Source organism: Photobacterium sp. ABD4_091, from assembly GCF_056160145.1.
Genome location: NZ_JBSWWQ010000001.1, coordinates 829185 through 845949, shown reverse-complemented (window position 1 = coordinate 845949; position 16765 = coordinate 829185). Strand labels below are relative to the sequence as shown.

Genomic DNA, 16765 nt, shown 5'->3' with positions numbered 1-16765 from the left:
CACAGGTTAGGCACTGGGAAATTGCTTTAGTTCGATGCGAAATTAGTTCGCAACAATGTTAAGCAGTTTGCCCGGTACGTAAATCACTTTACGAATGGTTTTTTCGTTAGTGAATTTGGTCACGCCTTCATCGGCCATCGCCAAGGCTTCGACTTGTTCTTTTGTTGCATCAGCAGCTACTGTCAGCTTAGCACGCAGCTTACCGTTTACCTGAACAACAATCAGCTTCTCGTCTTCAACCAACGCTTTCTCGTCAGCGACTGGCCACTCGGCGTGGTCAACATCGCTCTGGCCCAGCGCTTCCCACATTTCGAAACAGATGTGTGGTGTCATTGGGTATAGCATACGAACGATAGCTTTCAGTGCTTCGTCAAGTAGGGCACGGTCTTGTGCACTTTCCTGAGAGGCTTTGGTCAGCTTGTTCATCAGCTCCATGATAGCTGCGATAGCGGTGTTGAACGTCTGGCGGCGGCCGATGTCATCACCCACTTTGGCGATAGTCTTGTGCACATCGCGGCGCAGTGCTTTCTGATCTGACGTCAATGCAGCTACATCAAGGGCTTCAGCTTCGCCTTTGGCTGTGTGGTCGTGAACCAGTTTCCAAACACGCTTCAGGAAGCGGTTGGCACCTTCAACACCAGACTCTTGCCATTCCAGCGTCATGTCTGCAGGAGAGGCGAACATCATGAATAGGCGAACGGTGTCGGCACCGTACTTATCAACCATTTCCTGCGGGTCGATACCGTTGTTCTTCGACTTGGACATCTTGGTCATGCCCGAGTGAATCACTTCGTTGCCCTCGTTATCAACTGCTTTGGTGATACGGCCCTTTTCGTCACGCTCAACAGTCACATCTGTTGGTGCAACCCAGATCTTCGCGCCTTTCTCGTTGGTGTAGTAGTAAGCATCAGCCAGTACCATACCCTGACAAAGCAGCTGCTTGAACGGCTCGTCGCTGGTTACCATACCGCTGTCACGCAGTAGCTTGTGGAAGAAGCGCGAGTACAGCAGGTGCATACATGCGTGCTCGATACCACCGATGTACTGGTCAACCGGCAGCCAGTAGTTCGCTGCATCAGAATCTAGCATCTCGTCAGCTTGAGGCGAACAGTAGCGTGCGTAGTACCAAGACGATTCCATGAAGGTATCGAAGGTATCTGTTTCACGCAGTGCCGGCTCGCCATTGAATGTGGTCTTCGCCCACTCTTTGTCTGCTTTGATCGGGCTAGTTACGCCGTCCATCACCACATCTTCAGGCAGGATCACAGGTAGCTGGTCAGCCGGTACCGGGTGAACTTCGCCGTCTTCAGTGGTCACCATCGGGATTGGCGCGCCCCAGTAACGCTGGCGGGATACACCCCAGTCGCGCAGGCGGAAGTTAACAGTCTTCTGGCCTTTGCCTTCAGCTTCTAGCTTCGCTGCAATGGCATCGAACGCTGCTTGGAAGCCCAGGCCGTCGAATTCACCTGAATCGAACAATACGCCTTTCTCGGTGTATGCTGCTTCAGAGATGTCTAGCTCGCTGCCGTCTTCTGGCTTGATGACCGGAACAATGTCCAGACCGTACTTGGTCGCGAACTCGTAGTCACGCTGGTCGTGGGCAGGTACTGCCATTACCGCGCCTGTGCCGTAATCCATCAATACGAAGTTAGCAACGAAGACTGGTACTTCACGGCCGTTAAGCGGGTGAATCGCCGTCAGGCCGGTTGCCATGCCTTTCTTTTCCATGGTGGCCAGCTCAGCTTCGGCTACCTTGGTGTTACGGCATTCTTCGATGAACGCTGCAAGCTCAGGGTTATTCTCAGCAGCCGCTGCTGCTAGAGGGTGGCCTGCTGCAATACCAACGTAAGTGACGCCCATTAGAGTATCTGGACGGGTTGTGTAAACTTCCAGATCGTCTTGGCCTTTCACTTCGAACTTAAGTTCAACACCTTCAGAGCGGCCGATCCAGTTGCGCTGCATGGTTTTAACCATGTCAGGCCAGCCATCAAGGTTGTCTAGATCGTCCAGTAGTTCCTGGGCGTATTCAGTGATCTTGATGAACCACTGAGGGATTTCTTTTTGCTCTACCGGGGTGTCACAACGCCAGCAGCAACCGTCTTCTACCTGCTCGTTAGCCAGTACAGTCTGATCGTTCGGACACCAGTTAACTGAAGAAGTCTTCTTGTAAACCAAGCCTTTCTCGTACAGCTTAGTGAAGAACTCCTGCTCCCAGCGGTAGTATTCAGGGGTACAGGTCGCGAATTCACGCTTCCAGTCGTAGCCGAAGCCCAGCAGTTTCAGCTGGTTCTTCATGTATTCGATGTTCTCGTAAGTCCAAGGTGCCGGTGCAGTCTTGTTCTTAACCGCGGCGTTTTCGGCAGGCAGGCCGAACGCATCCCAGCCGATTGGCTGCATCACGTTTTTGCCCTGCAGGCGCTGGTAACGAGAGATCACATCACCGATGGTGTAGTTACGCACGTGACCCATGTGCAGTCGACCACTTGGGTACGGGAACATGGAGAGACAGTAGAATTTTTCTTTATTAGGGTCTTCACTTACAACAAAGGTCTTTTTGTTGTCCCAATGTTCTTGAACTTTCTGTTCAATGTCCTGTGGACGATATTGTTCTTGCATCGATGACATCCGGGATTTTGTGAGTTGAGTACAAACACATTCAATATAATCGACATAGAATAACTAAAGGTAAAGGTGTCAACAATAGCTGAAACCACTTCGGGGACGAATTGTTGGCCGATAATGGTGCCAATTACGCAGAAGGCAGGCGGATGCCGGTGAATTAGCGGATAGGAGGTGACCTATGGCAACAAAGAAAACGGATTATGAGGCGCTACTCGAGCAAGTGACGGAAACCCTCAAGCACAGCCCTGACGAGCTAAAGCACTGGGCAGAAGTGACGGAAAAGTACCGCCAGGCGGCCAGCGATATGACCAAGGATGAGCTGGCGTTGATTTCTGCTTACCTCAAGCGGGACGTGCAGGAGTTCGGTCAGAATGCCGACGAGAGCCCGGCTCCGTTTGGTGATAGTCCATTCTACCGGGTCGTCAAGGAAACTATCTGGGAGGGGCTTGCCGAAGCGACGGATAAAACCCAGATTGAATGGCATGAGGTGATGGGGGATCTCAAGCATCAGGGCGTGTATGAAGCCGGCGAGATTGTTGGCCTTGGCCACTTGGTCTGTGAAAAATGCGGCCATGACGAAGTGATCACTCACGTCAAGGAGATCTCTCCGTGCTTGAACTGCGGGCATACCCGCTTTACCCGTAAGCCACTCTCCCCGTAACTTATACTTATTAAACAGATAGAGACGAAAACGGGCCAGAAGGCCCGTTTTTTTATCGTGTGCGGTATAGCGAAGTACTGATTTAGCTTAGCGGCTCTACCGTCTCAACGACCACTGTGGTTGGTTGGGTTTCAGGAAGCTGAACCGGCTCTGGCAGCTGCACTGGCTGAGCGGCAGACTGGTGGTTAACCGGCTCGACACTGAACTTCTGGCCGGCAATGGCAGCTTCAACCATCATGCCGCCCTTGGCGGCAGTGAATACGGCGACGCCATTGGTGTAGTCTGCGTCAACGTAGTTATCCCCTGCACTGGCGCGGAAGCCCGATGTGCCGGCATTGGCCTGGGCACCCTCAGTCAGGGCAACGGCAGAAGCTGAGGCATCTAGCTCAAAGTTACCGCTCATGAAGCGATCGTAGGCGCGTTTATCCTGGAAGAACACAATTTCACTGTAGGACTGGCCGCCGAACTGCAGGCCGAAAGAAACCTGGTATAGCTTGGCATGGCCGGTTATTTGACCCTCTCTGAATACAGTACCGCTGCCGTAAGCCCCGCCAACCCAGAAGCCGCCCTTGCCGACCGACGGGAAGACCGCATAGCCGTAAGCGGTATGGAAAAAGGGCTGGGTTTGCGAAGCAGCCTGGAACTGGGTAAGTGCGGCTTGGGTTTCGAGATCTTCTTTTGCTACCGAGCCAGTAGCCACGCAGAGCATGGCCACGCTGCAAAGCATGGCGAATATTTTGTTGATTGATTTCATGGTCATTCCCCAAGTAGACGTTGTGCTGTTGTTGTTTGCCCAACATATTAACAAGGTGAATGAAAAGGCGAAGGGGTTACCTTCGCCTTTTGGGAGGATTGTCAGCGTCTATTCAGCGTTGGCTGCTGAGCAGGCTAATCGTGATAGTTGATTTGTGGCTGCTCGTCGCGGAAACGGCCGGCCTGGCGGCGGATCAGGACCCAAGACAAGGCCACCGACCACAACATGTAAATATACAGCGGCCAGCTACCCAGCGAGGTATATGGGGTCATACCGATAGTAGGCACTACCTCTGCTCTCAGCACCCCGGTTTCAAACTGCGGGATCTGCGCGGTGATTTTACCCTTGTGATCGACGATGCCGGTTAGCCCGCTATTGGTTGCCCGCAGCAATGGCTTGCCAAGCTCCAGCGAGCGCATCTGGGCAATTTCCATGTGCTGGAACGGGCCGATCGATTTGCCGAACCAAGTATCGTTGGACAGGGTTAGCAGGAACTCAGTGTCGATATTGACGTTGCGGCGCACCTGCTCGCTGAATGCAACCTCGTAACACAGGGCCGGTGCCAGCGAGTAGCCATTGGCCTCGAGGTTCGGCTGGATGTAATCGCCCCGGCTGAACGAGGACATCGGCAGGTTGAAGAACGGTGCCAGCGGGCGCAGGATATCGCCAAAGGGGACGAATTCGCCAAACGGCAGCAGGTGGTGCTTGCTGTAACGTTCTGCCTGGTCATACTGGTACGGGCCAACGGCATTGACGCCCAGCGTTAGGATGTTGTTGTAAAACTCGCCGGCTTCATTTTGATCCAGCACCCCGGTGATCACCGTGCTGTTGTTGTTGCGGGCTGCAGCATCGAGGTTCTGGAGGAAGGTGGTGACCTGGGTCTCTAATGCCGGGATCGCCGCTTCCGGCCAGATGATGATATCGGCCCCCCAGTTTTCCCGGGTGAGATCGGTGTATTGCATCAGGGTTGGCCAGCGCTGGCTCGGAAGCCACTTGATTTCTTGCGGCACGTTACCCTGGATCATCGCGACATCAACGGTATTGGCCGTATCGGGTTTGACCCATTGCTTCTGGCCTGCGAAGAGACCGAGTGCCAAGATAAACACCGGTACGAGCAGCGGGCGCCAGTTGCGGTAGTAAGTCGCTGCTACGAGAGCACCGCAACTGATTACGATGGCGAGCGTGATCCCCTCTACGCCTAAAATAGGCGCAAAGCCGGCGTAGGGGCTGTCGATTTGGCTGTAGCCTAGCCATAGCCATGGGAAGCCCGTCATCAGCCAGCCGCGGATCCAGTCAAGGACAAGCCAGATCACCGGGCCGCTCAGCATCAGCTGGTGGAATGGGCGGCCTTGGTTGAATTTGTTGAATAGAGCACCGAATACCGCAGGGTAGAGCGCAAGGTAGCCGATGAGCAGGGCCATCAGCCCCCAGCCGGCAATCCATGGCATCCCACCGAAGTTGGCGATGCTGACATGTACCCAGCTGATCCCGGTACCAAACAAGCCCAATCCCCAAAGCAAACCGATCAAAGCGGAGCGCTTGACGGATTGGTTCTGGAGCAGGTAGAGAAAAATAAACAGGGAAAGGGGTGCAAGGTACCAGTGGTGGTACGGGGCGAAAGATAAGGTGGCTAAGGCACCTGCTGGGACAGCCAGCAATGGCTGCCCCAACTTCTTAAGGGTATTTGTCGTCATTCGTTATGATGTTGTCGTCGGTTGTGGTGCTTCGTGAGGCACGGTCACTTGCAACTGAATAACCCGGCGGTTGTCGGCTGACGTTACCTTGAATGAGTAGCCCGCCAACTCAACGATCTCACCACGGGTCGGCAGGTGGCCGAAACTGGTCATAACCAGGCCGCCGACGGTGTCGACTTCCTCATCGCTGAACTGGGTCTGGAACATCTCATTGAAGTCTTCAATGGTAGTCAGTGCCTTGACCGCAAAAGTATGCTTGCTTAACTGACGGATATCCTGCTCTTCCTCGTCATCGAATTCGTCTTCGATTTCGCCAACGATTTGCTCCAGGATATCTTCAATGGTGATAACACCGGATACTCCACCAAACTCATCCACCACAATAGCCATGTGGTAGCGTTCTTCACGGAATTCCTTCAGCAGGCGGTCAACGCGCTTGCTTTCCGGTACCACCACCGCTGGTCGCAGTACTTTTTCCATGTCGAACGGTTCGCTGTTCGGCTGTAGGTAACGCAAAAGATCTTTTGCCAGAAGGATCCCTTCGACGTGGTCTTTGTCGTCACTGATGACCGGGTAGCGTGAGTGTTGGGCATCAACAATTAAATCAATCAGATCCTCTAGCTTCTGAGAACGTTCGATTGTGACCATCTGAGAGCGCGGGATCATGATGTCACGGACACGCATCTCGGAGATTTCCATGACCCCTTCGAGCATGTCGCGGGTGTCGTGGTCGATCAAATCGTTTTCTTCGGAATCACGGAAAACTTCTACCAGTTCTTCGCGGTTCTGTGGCTCGCCCTGAAACAGCTGGCCGATTCGTTCAAAGAAGGACTTTCTACTCGGACCTTCAGAATTTTGTGAGTTATCTTCGTTCATTGTTTGTAAGAATTACTTCTCTCAGTTAAGTGGCTGTGCCACGGGATTGATACGGTACCTCAGTGTACCGTATCTGTTTGACAACAATATCATGAAAAGGTTAGTGCTTTTCTTCGGCATATGGATCGGCAAAGCCCATCTGTTGCATGATGTCCGTTTCCAAGCTTTCCATCTCTTCAGCTTCGTCGTCCTCAATATGGTCATAACCTAGCAGATGCAGACTGCCATGTACAACCATGTGTGCCCAATGGGCATGGAGTGGTTTATCCTGCTCTTTGGCTTCTTTCTCGACGACCTGGCGGCAAATAATCAAATCTCCCAGCAGTTCCAGCTCAACACCGGGAGGGGCCTCGAACGGGAAAGAAAGGACATTGGTTGGCTTGTCCTTGCCACGGTACTCGTGGTTCAGGCTGTGGCTCTCTTGCTCGTCGACCAGGCGAATGGTGACCTCGGCATCGGCTTGGAAGGGAGTGACAGCCTTATCTAGCCATTGCTGGAACTGAGCTTCACTCGGCATGCCATCTGAGTTTTCAGTGGCTACCTGGAGATCAAGGTAAATCGCCATTAGTTGGTTTTTTCCGTTTCTGTTACAGGGGCGGCAGCAGCAGCCGGTGCCTGCATCGCAGCCTGCTCTTCGCGTCGGCGTTGCTCTGCCAGTTTGCGCTGCTTCTGATCAGCGCTTTCCCATACCTCGTAGGCCTGAACAATACGGGCGACTACAGGGTGGCGGACAACATCGTCGGCCTGGAAGAAGTTGAAGCTGATCTCGTCGACATCAGACAGTACTTCGATAGCATGGCGCAGGCCAGAGCGCGCACCGCGTGGCAGGTCGATCTGGGTAACGTCACCGGTGATCACCGCACGGGAGTTGAAGCCGATACGGGTCAGGAACATCTTCATCTGCTCGACAGTGGTGTTCTGGCTCTCATCGAGAATGATAAAGGCGTCATTGAGGGTACGGCCACGCATATAGGCGAGTGGGGCCACTTCAATCACGTTACGCTCAATCAGTTTCTCGACACGCTCGAAGCCCAGCATTTCAAACAGGGCATCGTAAAGCGGGCGCAGGTAAGGGTCGACTTTCTGGCTTAGATCACCCGGTAAGAAACCCAGCTTTTCACCCGCTTCAACCGCAGGGCGGGTTAGCAGGATACGACGGATTTCCTGACGCTCTAGGGCATCGACAGCAGCGGCAACCGCAAGGTAGGTTTTACCGGTACCTGCCGGGCCAATACCGAAAGTGATGTCATGGCGCACCATGTTGGCAATGTACTGAGCCTGGTTTGGCGTACGTGGCTTGATCACCCCTTTCTTGGTTTTGATCACCACTTCCTTGCCGTAAGGAATGCTCGACTCAGTCGATTGCTCAAGGACACCGGACTCTTTGATAGCAAGGTGAACCTGGTCAGGCTCGATGTCTGGGATCGTATTGCGCACCGGGGCGGTGTCGACATACAGGGTTTTGATGATATCGGCGGCGGCTTCGGCAGTGTGGGGCTGGCCGACCACGCTGAAACTGCTGCTGCGGTGGTTTATTTCTACACCCAAACGGCGTTCAAGTTGTTTGATGTTATCGTCGAAAGGGCCACAAAGGCTGGAAAGGCGCTGGTTATTGGCGGGTTCCAGATTGAATTCAATAGTTATAACTTTGCTCAAGATTTGCCTCTCAATAGGGCCACCCTCGCGGGTGGCCTAGGGTTCAGGGCGCGTCCTACTTGTGTTCAGACGGGCGTCTTACTATGGAGTATATACGCCAACACCCAATTCATCTTCTTTGCGTGTTTTTTCCATCACTTCGGCCGGGGACATCGCGACGCGCAGGTCCATTTCTGCTTCAGTGCGGATCAACTCACCACGCAGTGAGTTGGTGAAGACGTCGGTGATTTTCACGTCGACGAACTGGCCGATCAACTCAGGTGAACCTTCGAAGTTCACTACGCGGTTGTTCTCGGTGCGGCCACGCAATTCCATTACGTTCTTCTTCGATGGGCCTTCAACCAGGATGCGTTGCTCGGTATCTAGCATCAGGCGGGAGAAGCGCATAGCTTGAGTATTGATCTGTTGCTGTAGTTCGTACAAGCGCTCTTTCTTCACTTCTTCAGTCAGATCACAAGGGTAATCTGCTGCTGGGGTCCCTGGGCGGGCAGAGAAGATAAAGCTGAAGCTGATATCAAAGTCAACATCGCGGATCAGTTTCATCGTATCCTGGAAGTCCTGGTCAGACTCGCCTGGGAAAGCAACAATGAAGTCAGAGCTGATGGTGATATCCGGACGTGCCTTGCGCAGTTTGCGGATTTTCGACTTGTACTCGATCGCCGTGTGCGGGCGTTTCATGTTCGCCAGGATACGGTCTGAACCACTCTGAACAGGCAGGTGTAGGAAGCTCACCACTTCAGGGGTGTCCTCATACACTTCGATAATGTCATCGGTGAACTCGATCGGGTGGCTGGTGGTGTAGCGAATACGGTCGATACCGTCGATAGCTGCCACCAAGCGCAGCAATTCTGCGAACGTCGCGATTTCATCGTCGTGGGTTGCACCACGGTAGGCGTTTACGTTCTGGCCTAGTAGGTTAACTTCACGTACACCTTGTTCTGCCAGCTGGGCGATCTCGAACAGGACGTCATCTAGCGGACGGCTAACTTCTTCACCACGGGTGTAAGGAACCACACAGTAAGTACAGTACTTAGAGCAGCCTTCCATGATAGATACGAATGCCGTCGGGCCTTCAGCGCGTGGCTCTGGCAGGCGGTCGAATTTCTCGATTTCCGGGAAGGAAATATCCATAACCGGTGCATGGTCGCTCTGCGATTGCTTGATCATCTCAGGCAGGCGGTGCAGTGTCTGCGGGCCGAAAATAACATCGACGTAAGGTGCACGCTTGCGGATTGAATCGCCTTCCTGGGTTGCTACACAACCACCCACGCCGATCACTAGCTCAGGTTTCTTGTCTTTCAGGGTCTTCCAGCGGCCTAGCTGGTGGAACACTTTTTCCTGGGCTTTTTCACGGATGGAGCAGGTGTTAAGCAGCAGAACGTCTGCTTCTTCTGGTTCTTCCGTTAACTCGAAGCCATTGGCTGCATTAAGAAGATCGGCCATTTTCGATGAATCGTATTCGTTCATCTGGCAACCCCAGGTTTTGATAAGCAGTTTCTTAGCCATGTCTAACTCTTCACTCGTAGTGTTTATTCATTGCATTTTACATTGCTTCATTCCGCTTTGGCGGCCAAAAGCAAGGCCGCCTGCGGTAGCAAGCCGCGTATTGTACTGCTTTAACGCGTGCCTGACTAGATCATCACCACCCCGAATATTTTGTGGTTTTTCATTCTGCCGCTACCGGTTTGAGTTTATTGAGGGTTTGGTGCCCCAATTGACGCATTTGTTTTTGGATCCACCGGCTGCGCTGCTGGACGTAGGGGGTCATTGGGGCAGGCTGCATCCGGTAGGGGTTGGGCAGCACCGCTGCCAGCTGGGCAGCTTGCTGGGCACTCAGCCGCTTGGCAGGGATCCCGAAAAAGGTCTGGCTGGCCGCTTCCACCCCGAATAGCCCCGGGCCGAATTCGACAATGTTCAGGTAGACCTCCAGGATCCGTGATTTGTCCCATAGCACCTCCATCCACAGCGAAAAGTACAGCTCGACACCTTTACGCAAGAAAGTCCGAGACGGGAACAGGAACAGGTTTTTGGCCGTCTGCTGGGTGATGGTGCTGCCACCGCGGCTGGGGCCATCGCTGCCGGTTTGCTTGATAATCGTCAGGATGGCATTGATATCCACACCGTGATGGTCCGGAAAGTGTTGGTCCTCCGATGCGATAACGGCGAGCTGGGCGTGGGGCGATATGGCCGCCATCGGCACCCATTGGTGGGCAGCGCGCGATGGGTAGCCTTGCGGGGGGAAAATGGCACGGTGAATCTGCCAGCCCCAGACTGGCGGGTCGATGAATTTCCCACCCAGTACCAACAGGATGGGCAATAGAAGAGTCAGCAATAGCAGCCTGAGCAGCCAGCGTTTGATAAAAGCGGTCATCCCGACATCCCTGCCTCGCAGTTAGCGCTGATTAATCACTGATGCGCTGATGAATTTTGATAGAATAATGGCAGCAATGCACCATAGTGCGTTTAATACTTTTATTGAGCATAACAAATGGAAACCGGAATGGAACAGTTTGATGTGGTTGTGGCCGGCGGCGGTATGGTCGGGGCGGCAACAGCAATAGGTTTGGCCCAGCAGGGGTTGTCCGTTGCAGTATTGGAAGGGGTGCAACCCGCCCCGTATGAAGCCTCGCAGCCAATGGATCTGCGGGTATCGGCCATTTCCCCGCATTCTGTATCATTGCTGGAGCGGCTGGGAGCATGGGAATCTGTTACTGCCATGCGCCTATGCCCGTACAAGCGGCTTGAAACCTGGGAGCACCCCGAGTGCCGTACCCGCTTCAATGCTGAGCAAATGCATCTAGAGCGCCTTGGCTATATTGTTGAAAACAGGGTGATCCAGCTGGCGCTGTGGCAGCAGTTCGAACTCTACCCGAACTTGACGGTGAAGTGCCCGGCCCGCATGGTGTCGGCAACTGAAACAGAGAGTGGCCACTTGATTGCGCTGGAAGACGGTAGCCAGCTGGAAGCTACGCTGCTGGTTGGTGCCGATGGTGCGAATTCGAGGGTTCGCCAGCAGGCCGGCATTGGTATTACCGCATGGGATTACCGCCAGCACTGCATGTTGATCAATGTCGAGACAGCATTGCCGCAGCAGGATATCACCTGGCAGATGTTCACGCCGCACGGTCCTCGCTCATTCTTGCCATTGCCTGGCCATCAAGGTTCGTTGGTGTGGTATGACAGCCCATCCCGGATCCAGCAGCTTTCTGCGTTGAGCCCTGAACAACTGGAAGCACAGATCATCGCCCATTTTCCGGCAGAGCTCGGCGATTTCAAGGTGCTGAACCATGGTCGTTTCCCGCTTACTCGCCGCCATGCCCAGACCTATTATAAACCTGGAGTTGTTCTGCTGGGAGATGCAGCCCATACTATCAACCCATTGGCCGGGCAGGGGGTAAACCTGGGCTTCAAGGATGTCGATGTGTTGCTACATGAAATTGAGAAAGCGGGACAGGATTGGCCGGAGCTACGGGTGCTCAAAGCCTATGAGCGCCGCCGTCGTCCGGATAACCTATTAATGCAAAGCGGTATGGATTTTTTCTATACCACGTTCAGTAATGATCTGTTGCCGCTGAAGTTGCTGCGCAATGCTGGGCTTAAGTTGGCTGAACAAGCCGGCCCTATCAAACAGAAAGTACTGAAATACGCGATGGGGATGTAGCCAGCCTACTTTGTGGATCAAAAGGCAGCACAAAGAAAAAAGCCGAATGTTTATTTAAAAACATTCGGCTTAACAACCAGAGAGATACGATCATTGAGTTGGTTGTAAAATCTACTGCCTAGTTTACTGGCTAGTCGTGTACTTTGCTAACCAAGCGCCAGACATAAGAAAACCCACCAAAAGGTGGGTTTCTAAAGATGGTGCGGAAGGAGAGACTTGAACTCTCACACCTTGCGGCGCCAGAACCTAAATCTGGTGCGTCTACCAATTTCGCCACTTCCGCGTACTTACCGTCTAAATTCATTTTAGCAATGAATCAGTAGTGACGTTAAGCAAAAGATGGCAGGGCTACCTGGATTCGAACCAGGGAATGGCGGCATCAAAAGCCGCTGCCTTACCGCTTGGCGATAGCCCTGCAGGTTGCTCTATTGAGCTTGTTAGAGAGAATGGTGCGGAAGGAGAGACTTGAACTCTCACACCTTGCGGCGCCAGAACCTAAATCTGGTGCGTCTACCAATTTCGCCACTTCCGCATATATTGTAGCTGATCACTCAGCAATTTCTCTAACATTGAATCGAACACCAAAGATGGTCAATTCAAATAATGGTGCGGAAGGAGAGACTTGAACTCTCACACCTTGCGGCGCCAGAACCTAAATCTGGTGCGTCTACCAATTTCGCCACTTCCGCATACTTACCGATTTATCGTGAGATAACCGTTAAGTTAAATTATGGCAGGTCTACCTGGATTCGAACCAGGGAATGGCGGCATCAAAAGCCGCTGCCTTACCGCTTGGCGATAGACCTGCAGATGCTCTTTTCAGAGACTTTGAGCCAGAGAGAATGGTGCGGAAGGAGAGACTTGAACTCTCACACCTTGCGGCGCCAGAACCTAAATCTGGTGCGTCTACCAATTTCGCCACTTCCGCATTTTGTTGCTGTTGCCAGCATGCTTCTCTGGTTATTTTCAACCTAGCCAAAAACTAAGTCGAAGAATGATGGTGCGGAAGGAGAGACTTGAACTCTCACACCTTGCGGCGCCAGAACCTAAATCTGGTGCGTCTACCAATTTCGCCACTTCCGCATACTTACCGATATATCGTTGAGATAACCGTTAAGTTAAATGATGGCAGGTCTACCTGGATTCGAACCAGGGAATGGCGGCATCAAAAGCCGCTGCCTTACCGCTTGGCGATAGACCTGCAGTTGCTCTTTTCAGAGACTTTTAGCTTAACTAGCAAACGCTAATCAAGAGATATGGTGCGGAAGGAGAGACTTGAACTCTCACACCTTGCGGCGCCAGAACCTAAATCTGGTGCGTCTACCAATTTCGCCACTTCCGCATACTTACCGATTTATCGTGAGATAACCGTTAAGTTAAATGATGGCAGGTCTACCTGGATTCGAACCAGGGAATGGCGGCATCAAAAGCCGCTGCCTTACCGCTTGGCGATAGACCTGCAGATGCTCTTTTCAGAGACTTTAAGACCAGAGAGAATGGTGCGGAAGGAGAGACTTGAACTCTCACACCTTGCGGCGCCAGAACCTAAATCTGGTGCGTCTACCAATTTCGCCACTTCCGCATTTTGTTGCTGTTGCCAGCATGCTTCTCTGGTTATTTTCAACCTAGCCAAAGACTAAGCCGAAGAATGATGGTGCGGAAGGAGAGACTTGAACTCTCACACCTTGCGGCGCCAGAACCTAAATCTGGTGCGTCTACCAATTTCGCCACTTCCGCACAAATTGTTTCTCGCCCGAGGGAGAGAATGGTGGCTACGACGGGATTCGAACCTGTGACCCCATCATTATGAGTGATGTGCTCTAACCAGCTGAGCTACGTAGCCATCATGTATCACCAGCAGTTGCTAATGATTATAATATGGCAGGTCTACCTGGATTCGAACCAGGGAATGGCGGCATCAAAAGCCGCTGCCTTACCGCTTGGCGATAGACCTGCAGATGCTCTTTTCAGAGACTTTAAGACCAGAGAGAATGGTGCGGAAGGAGAGACTTGAACTCTCACACCTTGCGGCGCCAGAACCTAAATCTGGTGCGTCTACCAATTTCGCCACTTCCGCATTTTGTTGCTGTTGCCAGCATGCTTCTCTGGTTATTTTCAACCTAGCCAAAGACTAAGCCGAAGAATGATGGTGCGGAAGGAGAGACTTGAACTCTCACACCTTGCGGCGCCAGAACCTAAATCTGGTGCGTCTACCAATTTCGCCACTTCCGCACAAATTGTTTCTCGCCCGAGGGAGAGAATGGTGGCTACGACGGGATTCGAACCTGTGACCCCATCATTATGAGTGATGTGCTCTAACCAGCTGAGCTACGTAGCCATCATGTATCACCAGCAGTTGCTAATGATTGTAATATGGCAGGTCTACCTGGATTCGAACCAGGGAATGGCGGCATCAAAAGCCGCTGCCTTACCGCTTGGCGATAGACCTGCAGACTGCTCTTTTCAGAGACTTTAATCTTAACTAGCAAACGCTAATCAAGAGATATGGTGCGGAAGGAGAGACTTGAACTCTCACACCTTGCGGCGCCAGAACCTAAATCTGGTGCGTCTACCAATTTCGCCACTTCCGCATAAATTGTTATCTAACCTCAGGGAGGAAAGATGGTGGCTACGACGGGATTCGAACCTGTGACCCCATCATTATGAGTGATGTGCTCTAACCAGCTGAGCTACGTAGCCATCATGGGTTGCCGACTATACTAGTAATCCACAACCTTGTAAAGATGGCAGGTCTACCTGGATTCGAACCAGGGAATGGCGGCATCAAAAGCCGCTGCCTTACCGCTTGGCGATAGACCTGCAGTTGCTCTTTTCAGAGACTTTTACCTTAACTAGCAAACGCTAATCAAGAGATATGGTGCGGAAGGAGAGACTTGAACTCTCACACCTTGCGGCGCCAGAACCTAAATCTGGTGCGTCTACCAATTTCGCCACTTCCGCATAAATTGTTATCTAACCTCAGGGAGGAAAGATGGTGGCTACGACGGGATTCGAACCTGTGACCCCATCATTATGAGTGATGTGCTCTAACCAGCTGAGCTACGTAGCCATCATGGGTTGCCGACTATACTAGTAATCCACAACCTTGTAAAGATGGCAGGTCTACCTGGATTCGAACCAGGGAATGGCGGCATCAAAAGCCGCTGCCTTACCGCTTGGCGATAGACCTGCAGACTGCTCTTTCCAGAGACTTGTTTCAATTAAGCGATAAGCCAATTGAAGAATGGTGCGGAAGGAGAGACTTGAACTCTCACACCTTGCGGCGCCAGAACCTAAATCTGGTGCGTCTACCAATTTCGCCACTTCCGCACATTGTATCTCGCTTCCTAAGAAGGAGATGGTGGCTACGACGGGATTCGAACCTGTGACCCCATCATTATGAGTGATGTGCTCTAACCAGCTGAGCTACGTAGCCATTTTGTTGTTTTCCAAGCAGCTTGCCTATCTGGCCGCCGTCTCGGGAACGGGGCGCATTATGCTCATACCAGCCAATAGCGTCAACAGTTTTTTTGAATATCTTGAAAAAATCCGCTTGTTCGTTGGTTATTTGGACGAACTGGGCGTTTGCCGTGCTAAACAACTGCTTTTATGCGTTTTAGCCCATGTGAAAGCGCTAAAACACCGATGCTAAAGAGAGTGAAGTGGATCTTGGGTGTTAGATAAAAAAAAGCCAGCGCGATGGCTGGCTTTCCGGGAGGTTAAAAAAGCGTCAGGCTTGATTAAACGTTGAAGCGGAAGTGAACGACATCACCGTCTTTAACGATGTAGTCTTTACCTTCCAGGCGCCATTTGCCCGCTTCTTTCGCGCCGCTTTCGCCGTTGAACTCGATAAAGTTGTCGTAACCAACGACTTCTGCACGGATAAAGCCTTTTTCGAAGTCGGTGTGGATCTTACCGGCTGCTTGAGGGGCTGTAGCACCTACAGGGATAGTCCATGCACGCACTTCCTTCACACCTGCTGTGAAGTAAGTTTGCAGATCCAATAGCTCATAACCAGAGCGGATCACACGGTTTAGGCCCGGCTCTTCGATGCCCATGTCCGATAGGAACTCTTCACGGTCAGCATCGTCAAGCTCAGCGATTTCAGATTCGATAGCGGCACATACCGGTACAACCACAGCGTTTTCTTTCGCCGCGTGCTCACGCACCATGTCTAGGTATTCGTTATCTTCGAAACCATCTTCGTTCACGTTGGCAATGTACATAGTTGGCTTCAGCGTTAGGAAGTTCAGGTAGCTGATTGCAGCGAACTCTTCCTTGCTAAGCTCAATCGAGCGTGCCATGCCACCTTCGGTTAGGGTTGGTAGCATTTTCTCCAGTACGGTGATCTCGAACTTGGCATCCTTGTCACCGCCTTTGGCACGCTTGGCCTGGCGCTGGATAGCACGTTCACAGGTATCAAGGTCAGCCAAGGCAAGCTCAAGGTTGATCACTTCGATATCGTCAAGCGGGTTGATTTTACCTGCTACGTGAATGATGTTCTCGTTTTCGAAACAGCGAACGACGTGGCCGATCGCATCCGTTTCACGAATGTTGGCCAGGAACTTGTTACCCAGGCCTTCACCTTTAGACGCACCGGCAACCAAGCCTGCGATGTCAACAAATTCCATTGTTGTCGGCAGGATACGCTCAGGGTTAACGATTGCTGCCAGGGCATCAAGACGCAGATCCGGCACTGGCACCACGCCTGTGTTTGGTTCGATAGTACAGAACGGGAAGTTCGCTGCCTCGATCCCTGCTTTGGTCAGGGCGTTGAAAAGAGTGGACTTACCTACGTTAGGCAGGCCGACGATTCCGCATTTAAAACCCATGGTTTGAAA

At 52.4% G+C, this 16765-nt stretch carries 11 protein-coding genes and 26 tRNA genes; 2 read left to right on the top strand and 35 right to left on the bottom strand.

What is annotated here, in order from left to right:
• Positions 1 to 42: 42 nt before the first annotated feature.
• A complete protein-coding gene (leuS, locus tag ACXAGQ_RS03740) occupies positions 43 to 2616 on the bottom strand; it encodes a leucine--tRNA ligase (RefSeq protein WP_475251900.1) in 2574 nt (857 codons plus the stop codon).
• A gap of 184 nt (positions 2617 to 2800) precedes the next feature.
• Between leuS and ACXAGQ_RS03735 the strand changes: the two genes are divergently transcribed.
• Positions 2801 to 3283: a zinc ribbon-containing protein gene (locus ACXAGQ_RS03735; protein WP_475238743.1), complete on the top strand. Its 483-nt coding sequence runs from the start codon at positions 2801 to 2803 to the stop codon at positions 3281 to 3283.
• Between the two features lie 82 nt (positions 3284 to 3365).
• Here ACXAGQ_RS03735 and ACXAGQ_RS03730 read toward each other — a convergent pair whose 3' ends face one another.
• From ACXAGQ_RS03730 to mtgA, 7 genes are all read right to left on the bottom strand, one after another.
• Complete coding sequence (locus ACXAGQ_RS03730; protein WP_475251898.1) at positions 3366 to 4037, bottom strand: lipid-binding SYLF domain-containing protein; 672 nt, start codon at positions 4035 to 4037, stop codon at positions 3366 to 3368.
• Between the two features lie 134 nt (positions 4038 to 4171).
• Positions 4172 to 5731 carry an apolipoprotein N-acyltransferase gene (gene lnt, locus ACXAGQ_RS03725; protein ID WP_475251896.1) on the bottom strand — a complete coding sequence of 520 codons (1560 nt, stop codon included), beginning with the start codon at positions 5729 to 5731 and terminating at the stop codon, positions 4172 to 4174.
• A gap of 3 nt (positions 5732 to 5734) precedes the next feature.
• A complete protein-coding gene (gene corC / locus ACXAGQ_RS03720) occupies positions 5735 to 6607 on the bottom strand; it encodes a CNNM family magnesium/cobalt transport protein CorC (protein ID WP_475238748.1) in 873 nt (290 codons plus the stop codon).
• Positions 6608 to 6707: 100 nt separating this feature from the next.
• Positions 6708 to 7172 (bottom strand): rRNA maturation RNase YbeY, encoded by a 465-nt coding sequence (gene ybeY / locus ACXAGQ_RS03715; RefSeq protein WP_475251894.1) that lies wholly within the window; start codon positions 7170 to 7172, stop codon positions 6708 to 6710.
• Positions 7172 to 8263 carry a PhoH family protein gene (locus ACXAGQ_RS03710; RefSeq protein ID WP_475251892.1) on the bottom strand — a complete coding sequence of 364 codons (1092 nt, stop codon included), beginning with the start codon at positions 8261 to 8263 and terminating at the stop codon, positions 7172 to 7174. Before ACXAGQ_RS03710 ends, ybeY begins: the two co-directional genes overlap by 1 nt.
• 81 nt (positions 8264 to 8344) lie before the next feature.
• Positions 8345 to 9769, bottom strand: a complete 1425-nt coding sequence (gene miaB / locus ACXAGQ_RS03705; RefSeq protein WP_475251890.1) for a tRNA (N6-isopentenyl adenosine(37)-C2)-methylthiotransferase MiaB — start codon at positions 9767 to 9769, stop codon at positions 8345 to 8347.
• 160 nt (positions 9770 to 9929) lie between these two features.
• A complete protein-coding gene (mtgA, locus tag ACXAGQ_RS03700; RefSeq protein WP_475251888.1) occupies positions 9930 to 10634 on the bottom strand; it encodes a monofunctional biosynthetic peptidoglycan transglycosylase in 705 nt (234 codons plus the stop codon).
• 129 nt (positions 10635 to 10763) lie between these two features.
• On the opposite strand from mtgA, the gene ACXAGQ_RS03695 reads away from it, so the two are divergent.
• Positions 10764 to 11924, top strand: a complete 1161-nt coding sequence (locus ACXAGQ_RS03695) for a 2-octaprenyl-3-methyl-6-methoxy-1,4-benzoquinol hydroxylase (protein ID WP_475251886.1) — start codon at positions 10764 to 10766, stop codon at positions 11922 to 11924.
• Positions 11925 to 12122: 198 nt separating this feature from the next.
• Here ACXAGQ_RS03695 and ACXAGQ_RS03690 read toward each other — a convergent pair.
• From ACXAGQ_RS03690 to ychF, 27 genes are all read right to left on the bottom strand, one after another.
• A tRNA-Leu gene (locus ACXAGQ_RS03690) sits at positions 12123 to 12207 on the bottom strand.
• A 57-nt stretch (positions 12208 to 12264) separates the two neighbouring features.
• Positions 12265 to 12339, bottom strand: a tRNA-Gln gene (locus ACXAGQ_RS03685).
• 32 nt (positions 12340 to 12371) lie between these two features.
• A tRNA-Leu gene (locus ACXAGQ_RS03680) sits at positions 12372 to 12456 on the bottom strand.
• Between the two features lie 72 nt (positions 12457 to 12528).
• Positions 12529 to 12613 (bottom strand) — tRNA-Leu (locus ACXAGQ_RS03675).
• 42 nt (positions 12614 to 12655) lie between these two features.
• A tRNA-Gln gene (locus tag ACXAGQ_RS03670) sits at positions 12656 to 12730 on the bottom strand.
• Between the two features lie 37 nt (positions 12731 to 12767).
• Positions 12768 to 12852 (bottom strand) — tRNA-Leu (locus ACXAGQ_RS03665).
• A gap of 70 nt (positions 12853 to 12922) precedes the next feature.
• A tRNA-Leu gene (locus tag ACXAGQ_RS03660) sits at positions 12923 to 13007 on the bottom strand.
• A gap of 43 nt (positions 13008 to 13050) precedes the next feature.
• Positions 13051 to 13125 (bottom strand) — tRNA-Gln (locus tag ACXAGQ_RS03655).
• A 56-nt stretch (positions 13126 to 13181) separates the two neighbouring features.
• A tRNA-Leu gene (locus ACXAGQ_RS03650) sits at positions 13182 to 13266 on the bottom strand.
• A 42-nt stretch (positions 13267 to 13308) separates the two neighbouring features.
• Positions 13309 to 13383, bottom strand: a tRNA-Gln gene (locus ACXAGQ_RS03645).
• A 38-nt stretch (positions 13384 to 13421) separates the two neighbouring features.
• Positions 13422 to 13506, bottom strand: a tRNA-Leu gene (locus ACXAGQ_RS03640).
• Positions 13507 to 13576: 70 nt separating this feature from the next.
• A tRNA-Leu gene (locus ACXAGQ_RS03635) sits at positions 13577 to 13661 on the bottom strand.
• 29 nt (positions 13662 to 13690) lie between these two features.
• A tRNA-Met gene (locus ACXAGQ_RS03630) sits at positions 13691 to 13767 on the bottom strand.
• Positions 13768 to 13803: 36 nt separating this feature from the next.
• Positions 13804 to 13878 (bottom strand) — tRNA-Gln (locus ACXAGQ_RS03625).
• 38 nt (positions 13879 to 13916) lie between these two features.
• Positions 13917 to 14001 (bottom strand) — tRNA-Leu (locus ACXAGQ_RS03620).
• A gap of 70 nt (positions 14002 to 14071) precedes the next feature.
• Positions 14072 to 14156, bottom strand: a tRNA-Leu gene (locus ACXAGQ_RS03615).
• Positions 14157 to 14185: 29 nt separating this feature from the next.
• Positions 14186 to 14262 (bottom strand) — tRNA-Met (locus ACXAGQ_RS03610).
• Positions 14263 to 14298: 36 nt separating this feature from the next.
• A tRNA-Gln gene (locus ACXAGQ_RS03605) sits at positions 14299 to 14373 on the bottom strand.
• Between the two features lie 57 nt (positions 14374 to 14430).
• Positions 14431 to 14515: transfer RNA gene (locus ACXAGQ_RS03600), tRNA-Leu, on the bottom strand.
• Positions 14516 to 14547: 32 nt separating this feature from the next.
• A tRNA-Met gene (locus ACXAGQ_RS03595) sits at positions 14548 to 14624 on the bottom strand.
• 45 nt (positions 14625 to 14669) lie between these two features.
• A tRNA-Gln gene (locus tag ACXAGQ_RS03590) sits at positions 14670 to 14744 on the bottom strand.
• Positions 14745 to 14800: 56 nt separating this feature from the next.
• Positions 14801 to 14885, bottom strand: a tRNA-Leu gene (locus tag ACXAGQ_RS03585).
• Positions 14886 to 14917: 32 nt separating this feature from the next.
• A tRNA-Met gene (locus tag ACXAGQ_RS03580) sits at positions 14918 to 14994 on the bottom strand.
• A gap of 45 nt (positions 14995 to 15039) precedes the next feature.
• Positions 15040 to 15114 (bottom strand) — tRNA-Gln (locus tag ACXAGQ_RS03575).
• A 55-nt stretch (positions 15115 to 15169) separates the two neighbouring features.
• Positions 15170 to 15254: transfer RNA gene (locus ACXAGQ_RS03570), tRNA-Leu, on the bottom strand.
• A 29-nt stretch (positions 15255 to 15283) separates the two neighbouring features.
• Positions 15284 to 15360, bottom strand: a tRNA-Met gene (locus tag ACXAGQ_RS03565).
• 304 nt (positions 15361 to 15664) lie between these two features.
• Positions 15665 to 16756 (bottom strand): redox-regulated ATPase YchF, encoded by a 1092-nt coding sequence (gene ychF, locus ACXAGQ_RS03560; RefSeq protein ID WP_475251884.1) that lies wholly within the window; start codon positions 16754 to 16756, stop codon positions 15665 to 15667.
• Positions 16757 to 16765 lie beyond the last annotated feature (9 nt).

Excerpts from the sequence above, each read along its gene's own strand:
- leuS (WP_475251900.1), bottom strand. The coding sequence starts at position 2,616 with ATGCAAGAACAATATCGTCCACAGGACATTGAACAGAAAGTTCAAGAA.
- ACXAGQ_RS03735 (WP_475238743.1), top strand. The coding sequence starts at position 2,801 with ATGGCAACAAAGAAAACGGATTATGAGGCGCTACTCGAGCAAGTGACG.
- ACXAGQ_RS03730 (WP_475251898.1), bottom strand. The coding sequence starts at position 4,037 with ATGAAATCAATCAACAAAATATTCGCCATGCTTTGCAGCGTGGCCATG.
- lnt (WP_475251896.1), bottom strand. The coding sequence starts at position 5,731 with ATGACGACAAATACCCTTAAGAAGTTGGGGCAGCCATTGCTGGCTGTC.
- corC (WP_475238748.1), bottom strand. The coding sequence starts at position 6,607 with ATGAACGAAGATAACTCACAAAATTCTGAAGGTCCGAGTAGAAAGTCC.
- ybeY (WP_475251894.1), bottom strand. The coding sequence starts at position 7,172 with ATGGCGATTTACCTTGATCTCCAGGTAGCCACTGAAAACTCAGATGGC.
- miaB (WP_475251890.1), bottom strand. The coding sequence starts at position 9,769 with ATGGCTAAGAAACTGCTTATCAAAACCTGGGGTTGCCAGATGAACGAA.
- mtgA (WP_475251888.1), bottom strand. The coding sequence starts at position 10,634 with ATGACCGCTTTTATCAAACGCTGGCTGCTCAGGCTGCTATTGCTGACT.
- ACXAGQ_RS03695 (WP_475251886.1), top strand. The coding sequence starts at position 10,764 with ATGGAACAGTTTGATGTGGTTGTGGCCGGCGGCGGTATGGTCGGGGCG.
- ychF (WP_475251884.1), bottom strand. The coding sequence starts at position 16,756 with ATGGGTTTTAAATGCGGAATCGTCGGCCTGCCTAACGTAGGTAAGTCC.